The organism is Streptococcus milleri, assembly GCF_900636525.1.
Lineage (GTDB): Bacteria > Bacillota > Bacilli > Lactobacillales > Streptococcaceae > Streptococcus > Streptococcus hominis.
In genome coordinates this window covers 168,551-191,868 of the sequence record NZ_LR134288.1, presented here as the reverse complement: position 1 = coordinate 191,868, position 23,318 = coordinate 168,551, and the positions used below count along the sequence as shown (strand labels likewise).

Here is a 23,318-nt window from a genome sequence, read left to right as displayed (position 1 = left end):
CTATCATACCAAAATTTAGCTTTTTTTGCGAGCGTACTCTGTTGCACGCACATCATTTATTTATTCAATTCTTTACCCGTCTGCTTTACTTTTTCGGTCGGAAAGGAAAATTGATAACGGCGACCAGCCTTCATTGTTACTGTCAGGATGAGCTCTTTCTCACTCTTTTGGTCTTGGACATGCCCTTTATCAAATTCCCTTTGCTCAGAATTTTCATTTGCTAGAAGAGCCATTGCATAAGCCTGTATTCGTTCTCGGTTTAGGGTGAAATTCCTGTGATTAGCAGTTTGACGATGAAGGTAAAATTGCAAAAGCAAGCTAAAAACTGCCGCCATAAAGAGGGCATAGAGCATAATGCCCGCTTTAACTTTCTGTTTCCACACGATAGACAAACTCCCTTTCCAATCCTCGCCTAAACGTCAGTCTGACATGAATCAGCTCATTTTTCTGTGAGATTTCTGCTTTTTTCACATCATAAACCATCGGCTGGTAACCTTTCCCATTCGCATTGGTTTTTCTAAAATCCTGTCCACTTGACTTTCCAAATGCAATCACCTTGCCGTCCTGTTTCATATATAAACGATTATTCTCCACCTTTTCAAATGAAGAACGAGCCAACTCTGCTTCTAGTTGATCAGCAAACAAAAGCCATTCTCGTTGTTCACTATGTTGCCGGGCTTGAACTTCAAAAGCCAGAAGACGCGTCATTGACTGAAAAAGCAGCACACTTCCGCTGAGTACAAATAAGGCAATCAGAGCCTCTAAAAGGGTAAAAGCTTTCACTTTATTTGCCTTGAACACCGAGAATCAGCTCCTTCCCATGATAAATTTGAATACCTTGTTGACTTGTTTCAACACGCACTTCAATACCGTTCATTGTCAAATGGCTTTGCTTTATCTGCAAAGCCATTTTAGCTACCCTTAAAACTTCTTCTTCTCTAAGCAAGTCATTTTCTGCTTTTCGAGACTGGTGAATTTGTCCCAACAACAGGGTCACAATTGTCGCAAAAACAGCCAAAGCCAGCAGCGCCTCTAATAAAATTGTTCCTCTAACGCGTTGTTTTCTTAAATTTTCCATTTCCTAGATATAATTGATACGTAACTGTCTGCTTTTTTGTCTGAAAGACAATCTTTCCGAGCGATGAATTACCACCTGCCTTATCAAAATGAAGCGTCAAATCTTCTGGCGCTTGAATCGAACGAGGAACCGCCAAACGGTTGTAACCATTGGAAATCCTCTCGCGAGAAAAATTCATGTCCAATTGACTTTGAGCTGAACTGCTCAACTTCTGACTTTCCCGATAAAAATGCTCAAACTCCAGAAAGAAAATCTGCTCTTCCACCTGTTCAAAAGAAGAACGAACAGAGCCCGACACAGCAAGCAATAAGAAACTCGTTATAAATAAAGTCAGCAAACTTTCCAAAAGCGTAAATCCCTTAATCTGCAACGGAACGAGCTTCTTTTGTATGTTTCGCATAGTAAGCCTTATAAGATGCCGCTTGCTTGTCTGTAATCGTGCCTTCGTTGACTAATTTTGAGAGTGTCGCTTTTTCATTAGTGTGATTGACCTCAAACAGCTCCGCTTGGCTTTCCACAACTTTTACCACCGCTGCATTTCCTTTTTCCGTCACCGCTTCTTTTTGCTTGGTCAAATTCGGTACAAATAAGAGCATCAAAACACTGATGATAAGAAGCACGACTAACATCTCTACTAAAGTAAAACCTTTAACCTTCAAACTTTTTAATTTTTTCATAATTGAACCTCCATATTTTGATAAATGGGCAGCAACATGGCTGCATACAACAATACAATCATTAAAGCCACAAAGACAAACACTAGTGGTTGGATGACATTCATCGCTTGGTGAACACGTTTAAAAAATGTCTCCCATGTTTTTTGAGCATAAACTTCTAATTCACGCCCCAATCTAGACTTCACTTCGCCGTATTCGATCATCAAACCCAATTCCTTTTTAAAAAATGGGTATGTTTTAACCCTTTGTGAAAATTCCTGACCATTTTGCAGCGCAACTTCTAAATCTTTCCCAATTTCTTGAAATATAGCAGAGCGTTGTCCTTGCATCATCTGAAAAATCTGACTAAGTTCTAAACCTTGACCAATCATATTTCCCCATTCTCTCGCATAATAAGCTGTCAAATACGTTTGAATAAAAGCGCCAAAAAAGGGAAGGCGAGCTAACAAGCCAAATGTTGTTATTTTTGAGTTTTTTTGGAACCAATAAAAACCTATCGCTAACAAAACAAAGACTACTCCTAATGAACCCAGAAAAAGTTGCGGCAAATTACTGATAATCTGCGTTGCTACATTTTGACGATCGAGTTGCGGGAGTAAATAATTACGTAATCCCAGCATAATGAATATCAAAAAAACAAACAAAATAAAGGGATAAGTCGCCACTTCAACCAACTTTTTCTTAATTTTTGAGACATTTTCCAAGTATTCCTCAATCTTACTCAGGCTGAGTGAGAGATTTCCGTGTAATTCTGCCAGCGAAAGCTGTGTCACCACGTTATCTGAAAAACCTAAGCTTGCCATGATGTCCGAAAAAGGCTTTCCTGTTGACAAACCCTCTTTCATCCTGTCCACATAGACTTCTTCTAACAAGGCACTTCGCTTCAAAAAGTCGATAATTTCTGCCAAATGAAAGCCACTAGAAAAAAGATTATTCAGTAACTCTACGACCTTTTTTTGCTTAACTGTGGATAATTTTTTCCGCTTCTGCTTGTTCAAGATTGATATGTCCTGCTGCATAAAGCTGATCAATCTGTCGATTCCAGTCGCTTGGCTCGTGTTCTTGATACTTTTCACTGACAAAATCCACTATTCCTCCTTTTGCAATTAAACGTTGGTAACAAATCCCTTGCAAGACAATTTTCAGCTCGGCTTCTGTCACTCCCAATTCCAACAACCGTTCATAGACACCTCGCACGCTTTTAGCATGAATGGTTGAAAAGACCGTCGCTCCTGTCAAGCTAGCTCGGACAACAGCCCGTGCTGTCTCCCCATCTCGAATTTCTCCGATGATTAGCAAATCCGGTCGGTGCCGTAGAGAAAGTTTAATCAAATTTTCATAAGTCAAACCAATCGCTTCATTCAATTGCAACTGTAACATGCTAGGCTGCTTGATTTCAACAGGGTCTTCAATGGACATGATTTGTTGACCAGCAAAGCGCTCTTGGGCAAGTTGGTACATGAGAGTCGTTTTTCCACTCCCTACTGGTCCCGAAAAAAGATAAAGCCCTCGTTGTTTGAAGCATTCTTTTAACTCTGGGATTTGAGCAAACCAAAACTTCAACTCTGTCTCTTCATCATGCAATAAACGAATCACCAGACTTTCATATCCACGATAATCCCCTACTGTTGACAGTCGTAATGACGTTTTCTTATCACCATATTGATAATCACAAGATCCTAGCTGGCTTCTACGTTTTTCGCCGACATTCATCCCAGCGGTAAACTTGAAATGACTAATTACTGCTGCCATCTCTTCAAATGCATACTGTTGGATAAAACGCCTTTCATCGCCAATTCGCATGTATAGCTCATACATATTCTCCTTTGGAACAACGTAAATATCCTGTGCCTGCTCTTTTTTAGCTTGGCAAATAATAGCCTGTGCAATGTTTTGAACCATATCTCCTCCTCACTTTATATTATTCGCAGAAAAAAATAAAAAATGGTGAAAAAATCACCATTTTGCAAATTATTTTAATGTTAGAGAGCAGGCACGATGTTCCTCTTCACTATTTTGTTTATTGTAGCCCGGCTGCATTTTTTCTTTAGGAATAACAGTATCATTTTCTAACAGAGCAAGAGAATGATACTGCTGAACAGAGTCGCCACATTCCTCGCACCAACGCAAATCTCCTGCATCCCAAAAAATAGACATCAAATCACTTCGACTTTTATAGAAAGGAAAAGCATCTGCCAACTTCAGCCATTGGCGTTTATAATATTTTAAAGCAGCATAATAGTTATCAAAATGCTGTACTGATACGATATTAGCTTCCCAGCCGTCGAAAAACCACCACGGTTCATCTTTGCCATACATTTCAATAACACGATACACCTGCTTCACCTCCCTTTGTTCTGTTTATTATACCGAAAATGTCATAATTTTCAATAAATATGCTCCATTATACAAGTTTTTTCGCCATTTGCTCAAAACTGTAGAAAAAAGTGGCATTATTCTGATTAGTCGTTTTTCATTCATCAAGAAAACGAGACTTTTTCTAAGCCTCGTTTCCAATTTATTAATACAAATCAAGGTAGTTATCTACTTCCCATTGGGAAACGAAAGTGGCATAGCTTGCCCATTCGATGCGTTTTGCTTCTACAAAACTTGTATAAATATGGTTCCCAAGTGCAGCTTTTACAACTTCATCTTCTGTCAGTGCTTTCACTGCATTATGTAGAGTAGAAGGAAGGTCTGTAATACCCGCTTCTTTGCGCTCTTCTGCTGTCATGACATAGATATTTTCTTCAATCGGAGCAGGAGCTTCAATTTTATTTTCAATCCCATGAAGTCCAACTTCAAGAAGAACCGCCATAGCAATATAAGGGTTAGCCATTGGGTCAACAGAGCGCAATTCCAAACGAGTTCCCATACCGCGTGAAGCTGGCACACGAACAAGCGGAGAACGGTTACGTCCTGCCCAAGCAATATACACAGGAGCTTCATACCCCGGAACCAAGCGTTTGTAAGAATTTACAGTTGGGTTCATGATAGCTGTATAATTGTAAGCATGCTTAATCAGACCACCAAGGAAATAATAGGCAGTTTTTGATAATTGCATGCCCTTTGGATCTTCTGGATCAAAGAAAGCATTCTGACCGTCTTGATTAAAGAGCGACATGTTACAGTGCATACCTGAACCAGCAATACCAAATTTTGGTTTTGCCATAAAAGTAGCGTACAAACCATGCTTGCGGGCAATTGTCTTAACAACCAGCTTAAACAACTGAATCTTATCACAGGCACGGAGAACTTCATCGTATTTAAAGTCAATTTCGTGCTGACCGATAGCTACCTCATGGTGACTGGCTTCTACTTCAAATCCCATTGTTGTAAGGACATTAACGATTTCACGGCGAGTATTGTCAGCCAGGTCAGTCGGAGCAAGGTCAAAATAGCCACCCTTATCATTTACCTCAAGAGTTGGATCACCATTCTCATCAAGTTTAAATAAGAAAAATTCTGGCTCAGGACCTAAATTAAAGGATTTGAATCCTAATTCTTCCATGTGACGTAAAGCGCGTTTCAAATTTCCACGCGGATCCCCTTTAAAAGGCGTTCCTTCCGTCGTATAGACATCACAAATCAATCCTGCGACACTTCCATTTTCGTCTCCCCAAGGGAAAACAGTCCATGTATCCAAGTCGGGATACAGGTACATATCTGACTCATTGATACGCACAAAACCTTCGATAGAAGAACCATCGAACATCACTTTGTTGGATAAAACTTTATTCAGCTGTTCATCTGTCGCTGGAATTTCAACGTTTTTCATCGTTCCCAGAACGTCTGAAAACATCAAACGGATAAAGGTAACATTTTTTTCTTTCACTTCGCGACGAATGTCAGCTACTGTAATTGGCATGAGTATCTCCTTATGAAATTTAAAAAATTGATATTGGTCAATGCATACGACCAAATGGTGGAAGGGAAGAAGCAAAGCGACCTTGTTGTAAAATGTCTTTATGAAGGGCTCGACGAACGTCTTTCTCACTCACCGGCTTCTTGTATTTCGCTTCGCGCTCGGCATATTTTCGCTTAATCGCAGCAATATTGTAACCTTCTGAAATGTAATCTTTAATCTCCAACAAGCGATCCATATCATTTAATGAATACATGCGGCGATTTCCTTCATTTCGATCAGGCTTGATCAATTCTTGATCTTCATAATAACGAATCTGACGTGCTGTCAAATCCGTCAATTTCATAACGCTACCAATGGGAAAAACAGCCATATTGCGACGAAATTCTTTTTCCTTCATTGCAAATTCCTTTCTTATGCTCTATTATAATCTGAAAAAATTTCTATGTCAAGAACTCATGTTATATTTTCTGACATTATTCTTCGCTTTTTAATTTCAATACCTTCCGCAAGCGATCCACATCAGAATTGACCAGCATGGCAACAAAAACCCCCATGAAAGTCTCAAAGACACGTGCAAATACATACAAAACCGTCTCTCCTGTTGGAATAGATAAAGTAATAATCAGCATGGCAGAAACACCACCAATCACTCCCGCTTTGTTGTTCATAGCAACATTTGTCATAATCGTTAACATCGTACAAATAGGAACGACCAGTAAGGTCACCCAAAACTGCTCATGAAACAGGTTATTGATGAGAAAGAAGAGCAAGGCATACAAACCACCAATGCTATTTCCTAAAATACGAGAGGTTCCAAAATGGACACTCTTATCAAAATCTTCACGCAAACTGAAAACAGCTGTCAGAGCACCAATCTGCAATCCTTTCCAACCAAAAAGCCCAAAGATAAGAAGAACAAGAAAAACCGCGACCCCCGTTTTAAAGGTTCGCATTCCTAATTTAAATTTCGACTTATCAAACTTATACTTCTTAAAATAACCCATTCACGCATTTCCTTTTATCTTTATTCTAACATATTTTAGAGAAAAGATAATGATGATTACAAGAAATGAAAACAATTTCTTTTCATTCTAAAAGGTTGAAGCTTGTACCACAAATCCTAACTGCAACCTTCAAGTACTGCTGTGAGCAATCAGCTACTGCAGTCATCATTTATGATTACATAAATTTGAGACTGGAAATTTTTTGTTCCAGTCTCCTTTAGAATTATTGTTCCGTAAGTGCTGCAAGAGCTGGCAGTACTTTATCTTTACCTCCACTGATTTTCTTAGCTCACTTCGTTTCGCAGAAAATCTAGCGTGTGCACTAGAAAAGAGCTGACATCCAGCTCTTTTCATCTACTTATAGCGCAATAGCTGAATGGCAGTTCACTTCGCTAAGCTCGTGACCAACCTATTCAGCCTTGCAGGGTTCGACTCTTCCAGTGGATGAGTTGAAGTTGTCCCCTAAAAATCAGAAATGACAATCAACGAAATCATAGATTTCTGACTGACCGCCTTATTTTTCTGTAAGAGCAGCCAATCCTGGCAATACTTTACCTTCAAGAAGCTCCATACTTGCGCCTCCGCCTGTAGAAATCCATGAGAATTTGTCTGCACGACCAAGGTTGATAGCTGCCGCTGCTGAGTCACCACCACCGATAATAGATTTCACGCCTGGTTGTTTCACGATAGCGTCCATGACACCGATTGTACCAGCTTGGAAGTCAGGATTTTCAAAGACACCCATTGGACCATTCCAAACAACTGTTTTCGCACCAGTCAATTCTTGGTCAAATTTAGCGATTGATTTAGGACCGATATCAAGTCCAAGGAAACCAGGGTCTACTGCTTCACCTTCAGTATCTTTTACTTCAGTGTAGTCCGCAAAAGCATTAGCTTCTTTCGAGTCAACTGGCAAAATCAATTTACCGTTTGCTTTTTCAAGCAGAGCTTTCGCAACCTCCAACTTATCTTCTTCTACAAGTGAGTTACCGATTTCGATACCTTGTGCTTTGTAGAAAGTATAAGTCATACCACCACCGATAAGGACTTTATCAGCTTTTTCAAGAAGATTTTCGATAACACCAATCTTATCTGATACTTTAGAACCACCAAGGATGGCTACGAATGGACGAACTGGATTTTCAACAGCTTCTTTGATATAAGCAATTTCGTTTTCAAGAAGGAAACCTGCAACTGCTTTGTCCACATTAGCAGAAATACCAACATTTGAAGCGTGAGCACGGTGAGCTGTACCAAATGCATCATTTACAAAGATACCGTCTCCAAGGCTTGCCCAATATTTACCAAGTTCTGGATCGTTTTTAGATTCTTTCTTGCCGTCAACATCTTCAAAACGAGTGTTTTCAACAAGAAGAACTTCACCGTCTTTAAGGGCATTAATCGCTGCTTCAAGCTCTGCTCCACGAGTTACTCCTGGAAGGAAAGCAACATCTTGACCTAATTTTTTAGCTAAATCAGCCGCAACTGGTGCAAGAGATTTTCCTTCTTTATCAGCTTCTTCTTTCACACGTCCAAGGTGAGAAAAAAGAATAGCACGTCCACCATGTTCAAGGATATACTTGATTGTTGGAAGAGCAGCTGAGATACGGTTGTCATTTGTGATAGCTCCGTCTTTAAGCGGCACATTGAAATCAACGCGAACAAGGACTTTTTTGCCTTTCAATTCAACGTCTTTAACAGTAAGTTTTGCCATGTTACAAAAACTCCTTTTTCTATTTTATACGAAACTATTATATCATATTTTCTAAAAGTTTTCTTGATATAAGGAAAATTTTCACAAAATAATTTTGAACATGAAAAGAGCCGAGAAGGCTCGACTCTTTATTATTCTACTGTAGTGGTTTCTTCCACAGGTTCTGTTACAGTTGTATCTTCGATAATTTCGACTTCATTGACAGCTTGTGGTTCAAGGTTACGGTAACGAGCCATACCTGTACCAGCTGGGATGATTTTACCAATGATAACATTTTCTTTGAGACCAAGCAAGTGGTCTTTCTTACCACGGATAGCCGCGTCTGTGAGGACACGAGTGGTTTCTTGGAAGGAAGCAGCTGACAAGAAACTATTTGTTTCAAGGGATGCTTTAGTAATTCCCATGAGGACTGGGCGAGCAGTTGCCGGAACTCCTCCAGAGATGACCACATCACGGTTAGCATCGGTAAAGTCTGTGATATCCATGAGTGTACCCATGAGAAGGTCTGTATCTCCTGGATCCATGACACGCACTTTGCGAATCATCTGACGAACCATTACCTCGATGTGCTTGTCACCGATTTCTACCCCTTGGCTGCGGTAAACTTTTTGTACTTCAGCAAGCAAGTAAGTTTCAACAGACAAGACATCACGAACAGCCAGCAAGTGCTTAGGTTGGATAGAACCTTCTGTCAGAGCAGCGCCACGAGAGATTTTATCCCCTACTGCTACTTTCATACGAGCTGTAAATGGTACTACATATTCCCCCTCACCAGTTGCCCCTTTAACAAAGACTTTCTTAGTCCGAGTAGAAGCGTCTTCTTCAATCGCAGTCACCTCGCCTTTGACTTCAGTAATAACTGCTTCCCCTTTCGGATTGCGGGCTTCAAAGATTTCTTGGACACGAGGAAGACCTTGTGTGATATCGGTATTAGACGCAACACCACCCGTGTGGAAAGTACGCATTGTAAGCTGTGTACCAGGTTCACCGATAGATTGAGCAGCAATCGTTCCGACTGCCTCACCGACTTCAACCGCATCGCCCGTTGCCAAGTTGATACCGTAACAACGACGACAAACCCCATGACGTGTATTACATGTAAAGACAGAGCGAATAGTGACTTCTTCGACACCAGCGCTAACAATCTCATGCGCCATATCTTCTGTAATCAATACATCTGGACCAACGATGATTTCGCCTGTTTCAGGATGTTTAACCGATTTCTTCGTATAACGACCAATCAAACGTTCTTCTAATGGCTCAATCATTTCCTTACCATCAGTAATTGAGCGGATAACAAGACCACGATCGGTTCCACAGTCGTCTTCACGGATAATCACATCTTGCGCCACATCAACCAAACGGCGAGTCAGATAACCTGAGTCAGCTGTTTTAAGGGCTGTATCAGTCATCCCTTTACGAGCACCGTGAGTAGAGAAGAACATTTCCAAAACAGACAAACCTTCACGGAAGTTAGATAGAATAGGCAATTCCATGATGCGGCCATTAGGAGCGGCCATCAAACCACGCATACCAGCAAGTTGTGAGAAGTTAGAAATGTTACCACGGGCTCCAGAATCCATCATCATAACGATTGGATTCTTAGGATCTTGGTTGGCAACCAAACGTTTTTCCAATTTTTCACGAGCTGCACGCCATTCAGCAGTAACTGCATTGTAGCGTTCATCGTCTGTAATCATACCACGACGGAATTGTTTGGTGATTTGTTCTACACGTTTGTGGGACTCTTCGATAATTTCTGCCTTATCTTCAACGACCGGAATATCAGCAATTCCTACTGTCAAGCCTGCTAACGTTGAATGATGATAGCCGAGATCTTTCAAACGGTCAAGGAAAGCAGATGTTTCAGTTGTACGGAAGCGTTTGAAGATTTCAGCGATGATATTTCCAAGATTTTTCTTCTTGAATGGCACATTTAATTCCAGCTTACTGATAGCTGCTTTGACATCTTGACCAGGTTCTAAGAAATACTTAGCTGGCACACCTTCTGCCATGTTTGAGGCATTTGGCTCTTGCAAATATGGTAATTCATCTGGCATGATATCATTGAAAAGAATCTTACCCACTGTTGTCAAGAGGATCTTGTGTTTTTGATTTTCTGTCCATGGTTTGTTTAAACTATCCGTCGCAATCCCAACACGCGTATGTAAGTGAACATAGCCATTACGGAGAGCCATTACAGCTTCATCACGGTCTTTAAAGACCATTCCTTCTCCTTCACGACCAGCTTCTTCCATAGTTAGGTAGTAGTTCCCCAAGACCATATCCTGTGAAGGGGTTACTACTGGCTTCCCGTCTTTTGGATTGAGGATGTGCTCAGCTGCCAGCATGAGAATCCGTGCTTCTGCTTGGGCTTCTTCTGACAAGGGCACGTGGATCGCCATTTGGTCTCCATCAAAGTCGGCATTATAAGCCTCACACACAAGTGGGTGCAAACGAAGAGCTTTTCCGTCAATCAAAACTGGCTCAAACGCTTGAATTCCTAATCTGTGAAGCGTCGGTGCGCGGTTAAGGAGCACTGGGTGTTCTTTAATCACATCTTCTAAAATATCCCAGATGCGTTCATCATTCCGTTCTACCAAGCGCTTAGCAGCTTTGACATTTTGCACAATATCACGCGCGACAATTTCACGCATGACAAATGGCTTGAAAAGCTCAATAGCCATTTCACGTGGCACACCACATTGGTACATCTTGAGTGTCGGACCAACTGCAATAACCGAACGTCCTGAGAAATCAACCCGTTTACCCAGCAAGTTTTGACGGAAACGACCTTGTTTCCCTTTGAGCATGTGACTCAATGATTTGAGCGGGCGGCTACCTGGTCCAGTAATAGGACGACCACGACGACCATTGTCAATCAAAGCATCAACCGCTTCTTGCAACATCCGCTTTTCATTTTGCACGATGATTCCAGGAGCATTTAGTTCCAAAAGACGTGCCAAACGATTATTCCGATTGATAACACGACGGTAAAGGTCATTCAAGTCAGAAGAAGCGAAGCGCCCACCATCCAACTGAAGCATTGGACGTAAGTCTGGCGGAATAACTGGCAAGATGTTTAAGACCATCCATTCTGGTTTGTTACCAGATTTTTGGAAGGCATCTAAAACATCCAAACGACGAATAGCCTTGACACGTTTTTGTCCAGTTGCCGTTTTTAATTCATCTTTGAGCTCTGCAATTTCTTTTTCCAAATCTACTTGTTTCAAGAGATCTTGAATTGCTTCAGCACCCATTTTTGCAACAAAGGAGCCTTGACCATATTCCCGTAAGCGTTCACGATATTCCCGCTCCGTCATAATGGATTTGTGCTCAAGTGGTGTATCTTTAGGATCAATCACCACATAAGCTGCAAAATAGATGACTTCCTCAAGGGCACGAGGGCTCATGTCCAAGGTCAAGCCCATTCGGCTTGGGATTCCTTTAAAATACCAAATATGAGAGACAGGTGCTTTCAACTCAATATGTCCCATACGTTCACGACGAACTTTAGTACGAGTTACTTCAACACCACAACGGTCACAAATGATTCCTTTATAACGAATCCGTTTATATTTTCCACACGCACATTCCCAGTCTTTCGTAGGACCAAAGATGACTTCATCAAAAAGCCCTTCGCGTTCTGGTTTTAGTGTGCGGTAGTTAATTGTTTCAGGTTTCTTCACTTCCCCATAAGACCAAGAGCGGACTTTACTAGGAGAAGCTAGGGTGATTTGCATACTTTGAAAACGATTTACATCAACCACTATTTCTTACCTTTCTTTATTATCTATTGAATCAGTTCTTATTCTTTCCCTTCAGCATCAAAAGCGGCTTTTGCTTCTTGCGCTGCTTTTTCACGTGCTTTTTCAAGATCGTCTACATGAATCACATCATCATCCATACCTTCATCCAAGTCACGAAGTTCGACTTCATTGTCGTCTTCATCAAGGACACGCATGTCAAGACCAAGTGATTGCAATTCTTTCACAAGGACACGGAAGGATTCTGGAACACCTGGTTTTGGAATTGGCTTACCTTTGGTAATGGCTTCATAAGCTCTCAAACGACCATTGATATCATCTGACTTGTAAGTCAAGATTTCTTGAAGGACGTTAGAAGCACCGTAGGCTTCAAGAGCCCAAACTTCCATTTCTCCAAAACGTTGTCCACCGAACTGCGCTTTACCACCAAGAGGTTGTTGCGTAACGGTTGAATAAGGACCAACTGAACGGGCATGGAGCTTGTCATCAACCATGTGGTGAAGTTTAATCATATACATGACACCAACGGATACACGGTTATCAAATGGCTCACCAGTACGTCCATCATAAAGAATCGTCTTGGCGTCACTATCCATGCCAGCTTCACGAACGGTTTCCCAAAGATCATCTGAGCTAGCCCCGTCAAAGACTGGCGTTGCAATGTGAATACCAAGGTTGAGAGCAGCCATACCAAGGTGCAGTTCCATAACTTGTCCGATATTCATACGGGATGGCACCCCAAGTGGGTTCAACATGATGTCAACTGGTGTTCCGTCTGGAAGATAAGGCATGTCTTCAACTGGAACGATACGAGAAACAACCCCTTTATTTCCGTGGCGTCCGGCCATCTTATCTCCAACTCGGATTTTCCGTTTTTGAGCGATGTAAACACGCACCAACATGTTGACACCGGATTGCAATTCATCGCCGTTCGCACGAGTAAAGATCTTCACATCACGGACAACACCTGCACCACCATGTGGTACACGAAGGGAGGTATCACGTACTTCACGAGATTTATCACCGAAGATTGCATGAAGCAGGCGTTCTTCAGCAGATAAGTCTTTTTCACCTTTCGGTGTTACTTTACCGACAAGAATGTCGCCTTCTTTTACCTCAGCACCAATGCGGATAATTCCCATTTCGTCAAGGTCTCTCAAAGCATCTTCCCCAACATTTGGAATTTCGCGCGTAATTTCTTCAGGTCCAAGCTTTGTATCACGTGTTTCTGATTCAAATTCTTCCAAGTGAACAGAGGTATAAACGTCATCTTTTACTAGACGTTCGCTCATGATAACGGCATCTTCAAAGTTGTAACCTTCCCATGTCATATAAGCAACGATTGGATTTTGGCCAAGTGCCATTTCACCTTTTTCCATAGAAGGTCCGTCTGCGATAAAGTCACCTTTTTCAACTGTATCGCCAACTTTTACCAGCGTGCGTTGGTTGTAAGAAGTACCTGAGTTAGAACGGCGGAATTTCGTAATATGATAGACATCAAGTGAACCGTCTTCACGGCGAACTTCAACTTTGGCTGCATCAGAATACACAACTTTACCGTCGTGTTGGGCAATAATCGCAGCACCAGAGTCATGAGCTGCTTGGTATTCCATTCCCGTACCAACGTATGGTGCATGCGGATCAATCAACGGTACCGCCTGACGTTGCATGTTGGCACCCATGAGAGCACGGTTTGAGTCGTCGTTTTCAAGGAAAGGAATACAAGCCGTCGCAACCGCAACTACCTGCTTAGGCGATACATCCATGAAGTCTACTTGATCTGAAGGAAATTCTTGGTTGTTCCCTTGGTGACGTCCCATGACAATCGCTTCTGCAAAACGACCATCTTCTGTTAATTTAGAATTTGCTTGCGCTACGATAAATTCATCTTCTTCATCCGCTGTCAACCAAACGATTTCATTAGTGACCAGACCTGTTTCACGATTCACTTTACGGTAAGGCGTTTGGATAAAACCATATTTATTCAAATGACCATAAGAAGACAAGTTATTGATCAAACCAATGTTTGGTCCTTCAGGTGTTTCAATCGGACACATACGTCCATAGTGGGTGTAGTGCACGTCACGCACTTCATATCCAGCACGGTCACGAGTCAAACCACCAGGTCCCAAGGCTGACAAACGACGTTTGTGAGACAATTCAGACAGTGGGTTATGTTGATCCATAAATTGAGACAATTGAGAGGAACCAAAGAATTCTTTAATCGCCGCTGTGACTGGGCGGATGTTAATGATTTGTTGCGGTGTCAACACTTCATTATCTTGCACACTCATGCGCTCGCGAACATTACGCTCCATACGAGACAATCCAAGACGTACTTGGTTAGCAAGCAATTCACCAACGGCACGAATCCGACGATTTCCCAAGTGGTCAATATCATCCACACGACCCAGCCCTTCAGCGAGGTTCAAGAAGTAATTCATCTCAGCCAAAATATCTGCTGGCGTAATCGTATGAACTCGATCACCTGGGTTAGCATTACCAATAATAGTTACCACACGATCTGGATCAGTTGGCGCCACCACTTTGAATTTTTGAAGAACGACTGGATCCGTCAATACAGCTGCATCATTTGGAATATAAGTAATTTTATTCAAATCACCGTCCAAGTATTCTGCAATGCTATCAATGACACTACGTGTCATAACAGTTCCAGCTTCAACCAAGATTTCACCTGTTTCTGGATCTACCAAAGGCTCTGCAATTGTTTGATTTAACAAACGTGTTTTAATGTTTAATTTTTTATTGATTTTATAACGACCAACTGCCGCCAAGTCGTAACGATGTGGATCAAAGAAACGAGCGACCAATAGACTACGTGAGCTATCAGCTGTTTTAGGCTCACCTGGACGAAGACGTTCATAGATTTCTTTAAGCGCTTCATCCGTACGTGAATCCATTGGATTTTTATGAATATCCTTTTCAATCGTGTTGCGAACGAGATCGCTATCACCGAAAATATCAAAGATTTCATCATCACCAGAGAAACCAAGTGCACGAACAAGCGTTGTAAATGGAATCTTACGAGTACGGTCAATCCGAGTATAAGCAATATCTTTTGAGTCTGTTTCCAGCTCTAACCAAGCTCCACGGTTAGGAATGACAGTTGAACCATAACCAACTTTACCATTTTTGTCTACTTTATCGTTGAAGTAAACACCCGGAGAACGAACGAGCTGTGATACGATAATCCGCTCACCACCATTGATAATGAAGGTCCCCATTTCGGTCATGATTGGGAAATCGCCAAAGAACACTTCTTGGGTCTTGATTTCACCAGTTTCTTTGTTAATCAAACGGAAAGTCACAAAAATAGGTGCTGAATAGCTGGCATCATGGATACGTGCTTCCTCTAAGGTATATTTGGATTCTTTGATTTCATAACCAACAAACTCTAGCTCCATTGTATCTGTAAAGTTTGAGATAGGAAGTACATCTTCAAATACTTCTTTCAAACCATGGTCAAGAAAATCTTTGAACGAATCCGTTTGGATTTCAATCAAATTTGGTAAATCAAGAACTTCCTTGATTCTTGAAAAACTACGACGAGTACGGTGTTTCCCGTATTGAACTTCATGTCCTGCCAAGTTTTTTACTCCTTCTTCTTTCTACATTCTCTATTACATGATAGAGTAGCAATTTTCATTTGTCCTTTTTGAGTAATTTTCAGAATCTTTAAGTTTTAATGACAAACAATAAAAATCCCAAAAATAGGCACAAAAAGAGCAGCTAAATCTGACTCTGAAAGTATGATTTAACTGCTGTAAGCTTTATATGGACAATATTTCAAATAAAGCAGACGACAAATTATTAGCAATATTATACCTTATTTAACTCTGCTTTTCAAGTTTTTTACTTATGAAAATGTTTTTATTTACCTTTATTTAGCGTCCGCCTAAAAGTGCTGCCCAAGCTTTTTGATAATCACTGTCTGTTCCGCCGATTCCAAATTTATAGGTGGTCATCGGAGCACCGTTTTTCGCCCAATAGCTAGTAACTGTCTGTCCGGCCAGGTTCATACTGCGACCATTGACTGTTACTGTGCCAGCTCGTTCACCTGTTGCTTTAAGAACATTGGACTTAATGACACTAGAATCTAGATTGAACTTGTCACCAACTCCCCAGAGACTTGGGTCGGCTTGATAAATTGCATTTACTAGTTGAGCCATATACTGAGCATTGTTGTTGTAACCCGTCAAAGGTGCCATTGAAGCATTATTGTCATGACCAATCCAGCCACCCAACGTTAATTTAGGAGTGGATACCATGAGCCACATGTCACCATTGCTGTTAGTCGTACCCGTTTTCCCAATCCAATCAGCACTAGCTAAACCGCTATTGATCTGCGTTAAACGAGATTTGAAGGTCGTCGTAGCACCCGAACTCAATACCCCACGCATAAGACTTTGCATAATCGTCGCTGTTGCCTTAGAGTAAACCTGAACAGGTTTTGCTTTGTGTTCATAGACAACTTTCCCGTTTTTTGTCGTAATCTTTTCAATCATATAGCGCTCTTGGTATGCCCCATTATTGGCTAAAGTTTGGAAACCATTGGTGTGTTGGGCGACAGATACTTCAACACCTCCTCCCATTGGCAGACTTTCAATATCGTAATTTTCAATTTGATAGCCCATTTTCTCCATGTACCCTTGGACATTAACTCCTTTGTCACGAAGCAATTTATAAGTCCAATAAGCTGGAATGTTCCAAGAAGTATTTAAAGCCTCCTGCAAATCCATCATGGCTGTACCACGGCTATCTACGTGCATAATGGGTTCGCCGCTAGAGAAATTTGCAGGGTAGTTAGACAACATGCTGGCACTTCCCATAAGCCCTTGGTCTATGGCAATACCATAGGCTAAAATCGGCTTAATGGTTGAACCTGGTGAGCGCTCTGTATCAAATGCATGGTTGTTCTGGTTAGAAGCATAATCACGTCCTCCCACAAACCCCAAAATAGCTCCTGTACGATTATCCATGAGGACATTTCCAGCTTCGACTGCACCTGTTCCATCATCTAAGACACTACCAAAATTAGCTATTGCATTTTGCATTGCATTATGCACATTCTTATTAATGGTTGTGGTGACAGTATAGCCACCTTCGCTCAACTCTTTCGTAGCTAGTTCTCTGTAGGCTTTCACCGTTGCATCATTTTTCAACTCTTGCTGTGAAACATTGTCACGTTTGATTAAGTAATCATACATTGCTTTTTGAGCTTCTTTCATAGCAACGTAATATAGATAATCATGTGTTCTTGTCGAAGTCGTATCACTTGGTAAAAAGTCTCGTTTTAAATCATAATCTTTATACAATTGGTACTCGTCTTTACTAATCGCACCTGTCCGGTACATATTGTAAATAACATTTTTCGCACGATTGAGACCAAAAGTCATATCTTTAGCACTTTTCAGGCTACCGTCAGCTGCATAAGGAGAGTAAACAATTGGACTTTGTGGTAAACCAGCAATAAAAGCTGCTTGAGGAATTGTCAATTTGCTGGCAGAAACTCCAAAAATTCCTTGTGCCGCTTCTTCCACACCAGCGATATTTTGCCCTTTGTTATTTCTCCCAAACGGTGCCACATTCAAATAAGTCGTTAAAATATCGTCTTTGCTCATGTAGCGTTCTAAAGCCAGCGCATCAATGATTTCTGTCGCTTTACGCTTGAAAGTTGGTGCATCACCAACAACTTGTTGCTTGATTAACTGTTGAGTTAAGGTAGAACCTCCACTTGAGGAACCAATCCCTGCAACAGAGCCTAGCGTCGCCCGCAAAACAGCTTTTGTGACAACCCCATTGTGCTTCCTAAAATTCTCATCTTCTGTCGCAATGACCGCTTTTTTCACATTGTCAGAAATATCTTTACTCTTAATTGGCACTCGCAATAAATCACTATCAATGGCTGAAATGGAGCTGCCGTCAGCATATTTTAATTCAGAAATAGTTGAAATATCTTGAATTTTTTTAATGAGCTCTTCTTTTTTAGGAGTTTCAACGTTGTTAAAGATTCTAGCACCATAACCTAATGCAATACCTCCACCAAACAAGCAACCTAAAAAAACAAGCACAAAAAAGATATTTGACAATAACTTTAGAGTACGAAGGACAGTCCCACCAATACTCCAAATTGTCCAGCTTTCTTTTTCATTTTTGCTAGGACGATTCGTTTGAAAAAGTTTTTCAAACAATCGTTTGATCTTTTCAAAAACTTGTTTACTCATTCTTTCTCCTTGAACTTTCTCTGCCTATTATAGCAAATTTATGAAACTTCTGACAACAGGAAAGGCAATCCTTGGCTGGAATCATTGTTTTTTTAAATTATTTTTGCAATTTCACTACATTCTAATGGCTGTTTGTGATACAATGTTACAATAACTAGAAATTTTATAAAGGAGAGACAGATATGCACATTTTTGATGAGTTAAAAGAACGTGGTTTGGTTTTTCAAACAACTGACGAAGAAGCGTTGCGCAAAGCCCTAGCGGAAGGAAATGTTAGTTTTTATTCTGGCTACGATCCAACAGCTGACAGCCTGCACCTCGGTCATCTTGTACCAATCCTTGTCATGAAACATTTACAGTTGGCAGGTCACAAACCCTACGCTCTCGTCGGCGGTGCAACTGGCTTAATTGGCGATCCATCATTTAAAGATACAGAGCGGAGTTTACAAACAAAAGACACCGTTGAGGGCTGGGTACGAAGCATTCAAGCGCAAGTATCTCGTTTTCTTGATTTTGAAAATGGCGACAACAAGGCTGAAATGGTCAACAACTACGACTGGTTCTCCGATATTAGCTTTATTGATTTTCTACGCGATGTTGGAAAATATTTCACCGTCAACTACATGATGAGTAAAGAGTCCGTAAAAAAACGAATTGAAACAGGGATTTCTTATACTGAGTTCGCTTACCAAATCATGCAAGGCTATGACTTTTTTGAGCTAAATCGACAATACGGTGTCACTTTGCAAATCGGCGGTTCTGATCAATGGGGCAATATGACTGCTGGTACAGAATTACTTCGCCGCAAAGCAGATAAAACAGGTCATGTTATTACAGTGCCTCTTATCACAGACGCAACTGGTAAGAAATTTGGTAAGTCAGAAGGCAATGCTGTATGGCTCAATGCCGATAAAACCAGCCCTTACGAAATGTATCAATTCTGGATGAATGTCATGGACGCTGATGCCGTACGTTTCCTAAAAATCTTTACACTTCTTCCACTTGATGAAATCGAAGAAATCAGAAAACAATTTGAAGCAGCTCCACATGAACGTTTGGCACAAAAAATCTTAGCACGAGAAGTCATTACACTCGTGCACGGTGAAAAAGCCTACAAAGAAGCACTCAATATCACCGAGCAGCTTTTTGCCGGAAATATCAAAAATCTTTCTGTCAAAGAGCTGAAACAAGGTCTCCGTGGTGTGCCAAATTATCAAGTGAACGCAGATGACAATCTCAATATCGTAGAACTTTTGGTAACGGCTGGCGTTGTCAATTCTAAACGCCAAGCGCGTGAAGATGTCCAAAACGGTGCTATTTATGTCAATGGCGATCGCATTCAAGACCTTGACTATACATTAACTGACGCTGACAAATTGGAAAACGAACTCACCGTTATTCGTCGTGGTAAGAAAAAATATTTTGTTTTGACTTACTAAAATAGGAAAGAGAGCAATCAACTACTACATCGTTGGTTTATTGCGCTATATACTTTGAAGCTAGAGACTTTTCGCTCCAGCTTCTTTTCATTCTCACTTAGCAAAAAGCATATTACCATAGTGCTTGTTTTAGCTCCAACCGCTTTAAAAGTGTGGTTCATTTTAAATGTCCCTTTCTTTATCTGCTTGCCAAAGCATTTCTCACATGTTACACTAGACACAGAAATTGATGAAAGAGAAAACGCATGAATCCCAAACTTAAACGCTTTGAAACAGCTACTTTCTTTGCTTGCCCTTTTTGCCAGCAAGCCTTGTTTTTATCAGAAAATAGTCTCAAATGCAAAAATAAGCATTCCTTTGATCTGGCAAAACTCGGCTATGTCAACTTGGCTCCACAAGTAAAGCAATCAAAAGACTACGATAAATCCAACTTTCAAAATCGAAAATTGATTCTCGAAGCAGGATTTTACCAACCAATTTTGAAGAAATTACTAGAAATTTTATCATCTTTACCACAACACGACAATCTGCTGGACATTGGCTGCGGAGAGGGTTATTATGCTCGAAATTTGCAAGCACAATTGCCAGATAAACATATCTATGCATTCGATTTATCAAAAGAGTCTATTCAACTAGCAGCCAAAAGTGACCACAGTCTGGCGGTAAATTGGTTTGTTGGAGATCTGGCGCACATCCCTATTCAAGATACTAGCATGGATGTGATTTTAGACATCTTCTCTCCCGCCAATTACCAAGAATTTCAGCGTGTCTTGCAGAAAAACGGCTTGCTCATTAAGGTTATTCCTAGCAGCCAACACTTGCAAGAAATTCGTAGTATCGTTGCCGAGCAATTAACAAACACAAATTATTCCAATCACAAAATCATTGAGCATTTTGAAGAAGCCTTTACCATTACGAATTCTTATGACGTTGCAGCCACTTTCAGCTTGAGAGAAAATGAGAAAGCGGCACTTCTTCACATGACACCGCTTCTTTTTAATATTGACATTGATAAAATAGATTGGTCACCATTAACTGACATCACGATTGCTGCAAAGATTTTAGTTGGTCAACAAATATAAAGCAAAAAGAGGTGAAAACAGATTGCTGCGAGATACAGCAGTCTATCTAACCTATTTTTATATGCTTCGATTAAAAGCTAACCAAATCATTCCCAAAGCTAAAACAACATAAGCAATCAACGCCAATAACCGTTGTCCCACTTGATAAGCTCTTCTTTCCCCTCGAACTGGAAAAATAACCGCACACAAAGCGCCCCCGACTGCACCACCTAAGTGACCTGCCAGACTAATTCCCGGTGTCAAGCTCAACACCAAGTTCATAACTAGAAGAACTAGGTATGACTGACCGAGTTGCTGAATATAGGGATTGCGAACTGCATAGCGCAAAGTAATAATAGCGCCAAAAATCCCAAACAAAGATGTAGAGGCACCTGCCGCCACAACATTTGGAGTGAAAAAGAAGACAAATACATTTCCTAAAATGCCAGACATCAAGTAAAGAAACAGAAAATTCCACGAGCCAAAAATGTCCTCGGCTTGTCGTCCGATAAAATACAGCGTAATCATATTCATCACAAAATGCTCCAAGCCGATATGAACAAAAATCGCCGATACTAAGCGCCAAATCTGGCTTGGGAAATATTGAATCGTTCGACCATTCATCGCTCCAAATTCGTAAATCGTTTGGGTACTAGCATAAGCAAAACCACGCAACAGAAACATTGCTAGGAAAACTCCTGTCGTGATAAGCAATAATAAGCTCGTCACTGGATAACGTTTATCATAAATTTTATTCACAAATCAATACCTCCTGAACGGGAATATCACAATCATCTGGTTGAAAATCAACTAACTGGTAAGGATAAATTGTACTGACTGTCATCCCTTTAAAATCAGCCAAATAGCGGTCATAATAGCCGCCTCCATAGCCAATACGATAGCCTTTTTTGTTAAAAGCAATACCCGGAACATGAATCAAATCAATATGAAATTTTTCCACCGCTCGTTCACTTCTTGGTTCCCAGATACCAAAAGCAGTCAATTCCAAGTCATTTGGATTATAATCCACAAAAATCATGCGCCCTTGGGGATAAGTCTTAGGGACCAAAAACCGCTTGCCATCTGCTTGAGCCTGCCTGATGAAAAGCCTTGTGTCAAACTCGTGTGGCAAAGATAAATAAGTCGCAACTGTTCTAGCTTGTTGATAAGCAGAAGATTCCAGCAAGTACTGAGTGAGCAAAGCATCTCTCTGCTGTTTTACTATCAATTCCTGCTCTTTCATTTTCCTGACTATAGTTTTGCGCAAATCTGCCTTCATTTATCTTCTCCTCGATCAGAAATATTATCAACATTCCCAGCCCGTTATTCATTAACTTTTGCACTTAAAAACTTCCCAAATTTTTCAATGGCAAAAGGCAAGGCTGCTTCATCTGGCGCCATTTTAGGATGATGAAGCGCGTAAGGACTATCAATTCCCAACCAGAACATCACACCCTTGACTTTACTGAGCAGATAACCAAAGTCCTCACCGGTCATTGCGGGTGAAATATCAATCATGTGCACGTCACTTTCTTTTTGGAAAAAGTTCATACATTGAGCAGCTAATTCAGGATGATTTTCCACAGGAAGATAACCACCTTGTTTCAGCTCCAACTCAAGCTCTACACCAAAAGACTGCACTACTCCTTCAGCGATTTCCCGCAAGCGTTTTTGAGTGAGCAAATTCATCTCCTGCGTCAATGTTCGAATGGTTCCGTGCAGAAAGGCAGTTTCAGAAATCACATTATTCGTTGTTCCAGCATGGAATTCACCAAAGGTGACGACAGCTCCTTCAATCGGATCTACATTGCGACTCACAATGGTCTGAACCTGAGTGATAAAATAGCTAGCTGCTACCAAAGCATCATTAGCATTATGTGGAAATGCAGCATGACCACCCTTGCCCTTAAAAGTTAATTTAACTTCACAAGTCCCTGCAAAGAGTGTACTAGTATTCGTAGCAATATCTCCTACCTTGAGGTCAGGTCGCACATGAAGCCCATAAAATTCATCTGGCAACCAATCGCCAAAGGCTCCATCTTCATACATCAGCATACCTCCAGCTTCATTTTCCTCAGCTGGCTGGAAAAGAAAAAGTAGATTATTCTTAGGCTGCTCAGTAGTTAGTTGCTCCAACAAACCCAGAGCGATTGTCATGTGCATATCATGCCCACAGGCATGCATACGTCCCTCATGTTGACTAGCAAAGGCAAACCCTGTCTCCTCAACAATCGGCAAACCGTCAATATCTGTCCGCCAGCCAATCGTCTTAGCAGGTGTACTGCCTTTGACAAAGACCAAAATTCCCGTACGCCAGGTCCGAATCTCAACAAAATCCAAGCCAGCAGTCAACTCATCAATTATTCTCATCAGATAGGCATGAGTCTTATACTCTTCCAGCCCAATTTCCGGAATTTGATGCAAGTCTCGGCGAATTTTTTGATAATCAATCATACATTTCCCTC

At 41.0% G+C, this 23,318-nt stretch carries 20 protein-coding genes; 2 read left to right on the top strand and 18 right to left on the bottom strand.

Annotated elements, in window-relative coordinates; genetic code table 11:
* Positions 1-56: 56 nt before the first annotated feature.
* The 15 genes from comGG to pbp1b all read right to left on the bottom strand — a co-directional run bounded on the left by comGG (position 57) and on the right by pbp1b (position 18,353).
* The gene (gene comGG / locus EL087_RS01020; protein ID WP_269470973.1) at positions 57-383 is read right to left on the bottom strand and encodes a competence type IV pilus minor pilin ComGG; all 327 of its coding nucleotides are present in this window, start codon (positions 381-383) and stop codon (positions 57-59) included.
* On the bottom strand, positions 364-801 hold the full coding sequence (gene comGF, locus EL087_RS01015) for a competence type IV pilus minor pilin ComGF (RefSeq protein WP_049513212.1): 438 nt from the start codon (positions 799-801) through the stop codon (positions 364-366). The genes comGG and comGF overlap by 20 nt, the downstream gene beginning before the upstream one ends.
* On the bottom strand, positions 785-1,078 hold the full coding sequence (gene comGE, locus EL087_RS01010) for a competence type IV pilus minor pilin ComGE (protein ID WP_126406234.1): 294 nt from the start codon (positions 1,076-1,078) through the stop codon (positions 785-787). Before comGE ends, comGF begins: the two co-directional genes overlap by 17 nt.
* Entirely contained in the window at positions 1,050-1,478 is a 429-nt protein-coding gene (comGD, locus tag EL087_RS01005; RefSeq protein ID WP_037566697.1) for a competence type IV pilus minor pilin ComGD, read from the bottom strand. The genes comGE and comGD overlap by 29 nt, the downstream gene beginning before the upstream one ends.
* The gene (gene comGC, locus EL087_RS01000; RefSeq protein WP_003028473.1) at positions 1,438-1,755 is read right to left on the bottom strand and encodes a competence type IV pilus major pilin ComGC; all 318 of its coding nucleotides are present in this window, start codon (positions 1,753-1,755) and stop codon (positions 1,438-1,440) included. The genes comGD and comGC overlap by 41 nt, the downstream gene beginning before the upstream one ends.
* Positions 1,752-2,774: a competence type IV pilus assembly protein ComGB gene (comGB, locus tag EL087_RS00995; RefSeq protein ID WP_182465780.1), complete on the bottom strand. Its 1,023-nt coding sequence runs from the start codon at positions 2,772-2,774 to the stop codon at positions 1,752-1,754. The genes comGC and comGB overlap by 4 nt, the downstream gene beginning before the upstream one ends.
* The gene (gene comGA / locus EL087_RS00990) at positions 2,716-3,657 is read right to left on the bottom strand and encodes a competence type IV pilus ATPase ComGA (RefSeq protein ID WP_126406231.1); all 942 of its coding nucleotides are present in this window, start codon (positions 3,655-3,657) and stop codon (positions 2,716-2,718) included. Before comGA ends, comGB begins: the two co-directional genes overlap by 59 nt.
* A gap of 69 nt (positions 3,658-3,726) precedes the next feature.
* Positions 3,727-4,092: a DUF1033 family protein gene (locus EL087_RS00985; protein ID WP_126406228.1), complete on the bottom strand. Its 366-nt coding sequence runs from the start codon at positions 4,090-4,092 to the stop codon at positions 3,727-3,729.
* A 184-nt stretch (positions 4,093-4,276) separates the two neighbouring features.
* A complete protein-coding gene (glnA, locus tag EL087_RS00980) occupies positions 4,277-5,623 on the bottom strand; it encodes a type I glutamate--ammonia ligase (RefSeq protein ID WP_106079126.1) in 1,347 nt (448 codons plus the stop codon).
* 37 nt (positions 5,624-5,660) lie between these two features.
* Positions 5,661-6,020, bottom strand: a complete 360-nt coding sequence (locus tag EL087_RS00975; RefSeq protein WP_003028467.1) for a MerR family transcriptional regulator — start codon at positions 6,018-6,020, stop codon at positions 5,661-5,663.
* 76 nt (positions 6,021-6,096) lie between these two features.
* Positions 6,097-6,627, bottom strand: coding sequence for an FUSC family protein (locus tag EL087_RS00970; protein ID WP_126406225.1), 531 nt, complete (start codon positions 6,625-6,627; stop codon positions 6,097-6,099).
* Between the two features lie 514 nt (positions 6,628-7,141).
* On the bottom strand, positions 7,142-8,341 hold the full coding sequence (locus tag EL087_RS00965) for a phosphoglycerate kinase (protein ID WP_126406222.1): 1,200 nt from the start codon (positions 8,339-8,341) through the stop codon (positions 7,142-7,144).
* 131 nt (positions 8,342-8,472) lie between these two features.
* On the bottom strand, positions 8,473-12,111 hold the full coding sequence (gene rpoC, locus EL087_RS00960) for a DNA-directed RNA polymerase subunit beta' (RefSeq protein WP_003032220.1): 3,639 nt from the start codon (positions 12,109-12,111) through the stop codon (positions 8,473-8,475).
* Positions 12,112-12,149: 38 nt separating this feature from the next.
* Positions 12,150-15,716 (bottom strand): DNA-directed RNA polymerase subunit beta, encoded by a 3,567-nt coding sequence (rpoB, locus tag EL087_RS00955; protein WP_126406219.1) that lies wholly within the window; start codon positions 15,714-15,716, stop codon positions 12,150-12,152.
* A 297-nt stretch (positions 15,717-16,013) separates the two neighbouring features.
* Complete coding sequence (gene pbp1b / locus EL087_RS00950; protein ID WP_126406215.1) at positions 16,014-18,353, bottom strand: penicillin-binding protein PBP1B; 2,340 nt, start codon at positions 18,351-18,353, stop codon at positions 16,014-16,016.
* 182 nt (positions 18,354-18,535) lie between these two features.
* Here pbp1b and tyrS point away from each other — a divergent pair, with 182 nt between their 5' ends.
* Together tyrS and EL087_RS00935 are read left to right on the top strand one after the other, a co-directional pair.
* Positions 18,536-19,792, top strand: a complete 1,257-nt coding sequence (gene tyrS, locus EL087_RS00945; protein ID WP_126406212.1) for a tyrosine--tRNA ligase — start codon at positions 18,536-18,538, stop codon at positions 19,790-19,792.
* Between the two features lie 245 nt (positions 19,793-20,037).
* Positions 20,038-20,874, top strand: a complete 837-nt coding sequence (locus EL087_RS00935; protein WP_126406205.1) for a putative RNA methyltransferase — start codon at positions 20,038-20,040, stop codon at positions 20,872-20,874.
* 57 nt (positions 20,875-20,931) lie between these two features.
* Here EL087_RS00935 and EL087_RS00930 read toward each other — a convergent pair whose 3' ends face one another.
* From EL087_RS00930 to EL087_RS00920, 3 genes are read right to left on the bottom strand one after another with little or no spacing between them, the layout of a single operon-like run.
* Positions 20,932-21,612 (bottom strand): rhomboid family intramembrane serine protease, encoded by a 681-nt coding sequence (locus EL087_RS00930; protein WP_003039281.1) that lies wholly within the window; start codon positions 21,610-21,612, stop codon positions 20,932-20,934.
* Complete coding sequence (locus tag EL087_RS00925) at positions 21,605-22,132, bottom strand: 5-formyltetrahydrofolate cyclo-ligase (protein WP_126406202.1); 528 nt, start codon at positions 22,130-22,132, stop codon at positions 21,605-21,607. Before EL087_RS00925 ends, EL087_RS00930 begins: the two co-directional genes overlap by 8 nt.
* Positions 22,133-22,176: 44 nt before the next feature.
* On the bottom strand, positions 22,177-23,307 hold the full coding sequence (locus EL087_RS00920) for an N-acetyldiaminopimelate deacetylase (protein ID WP_126406199.1): 1,131 nt from the start codon (positions 23,305-23,307) through the stop codon (positions 22,177-22,179).
* Between the last annotated feature and the right edge of the window lie 11 nt (positions 23,308-23,318).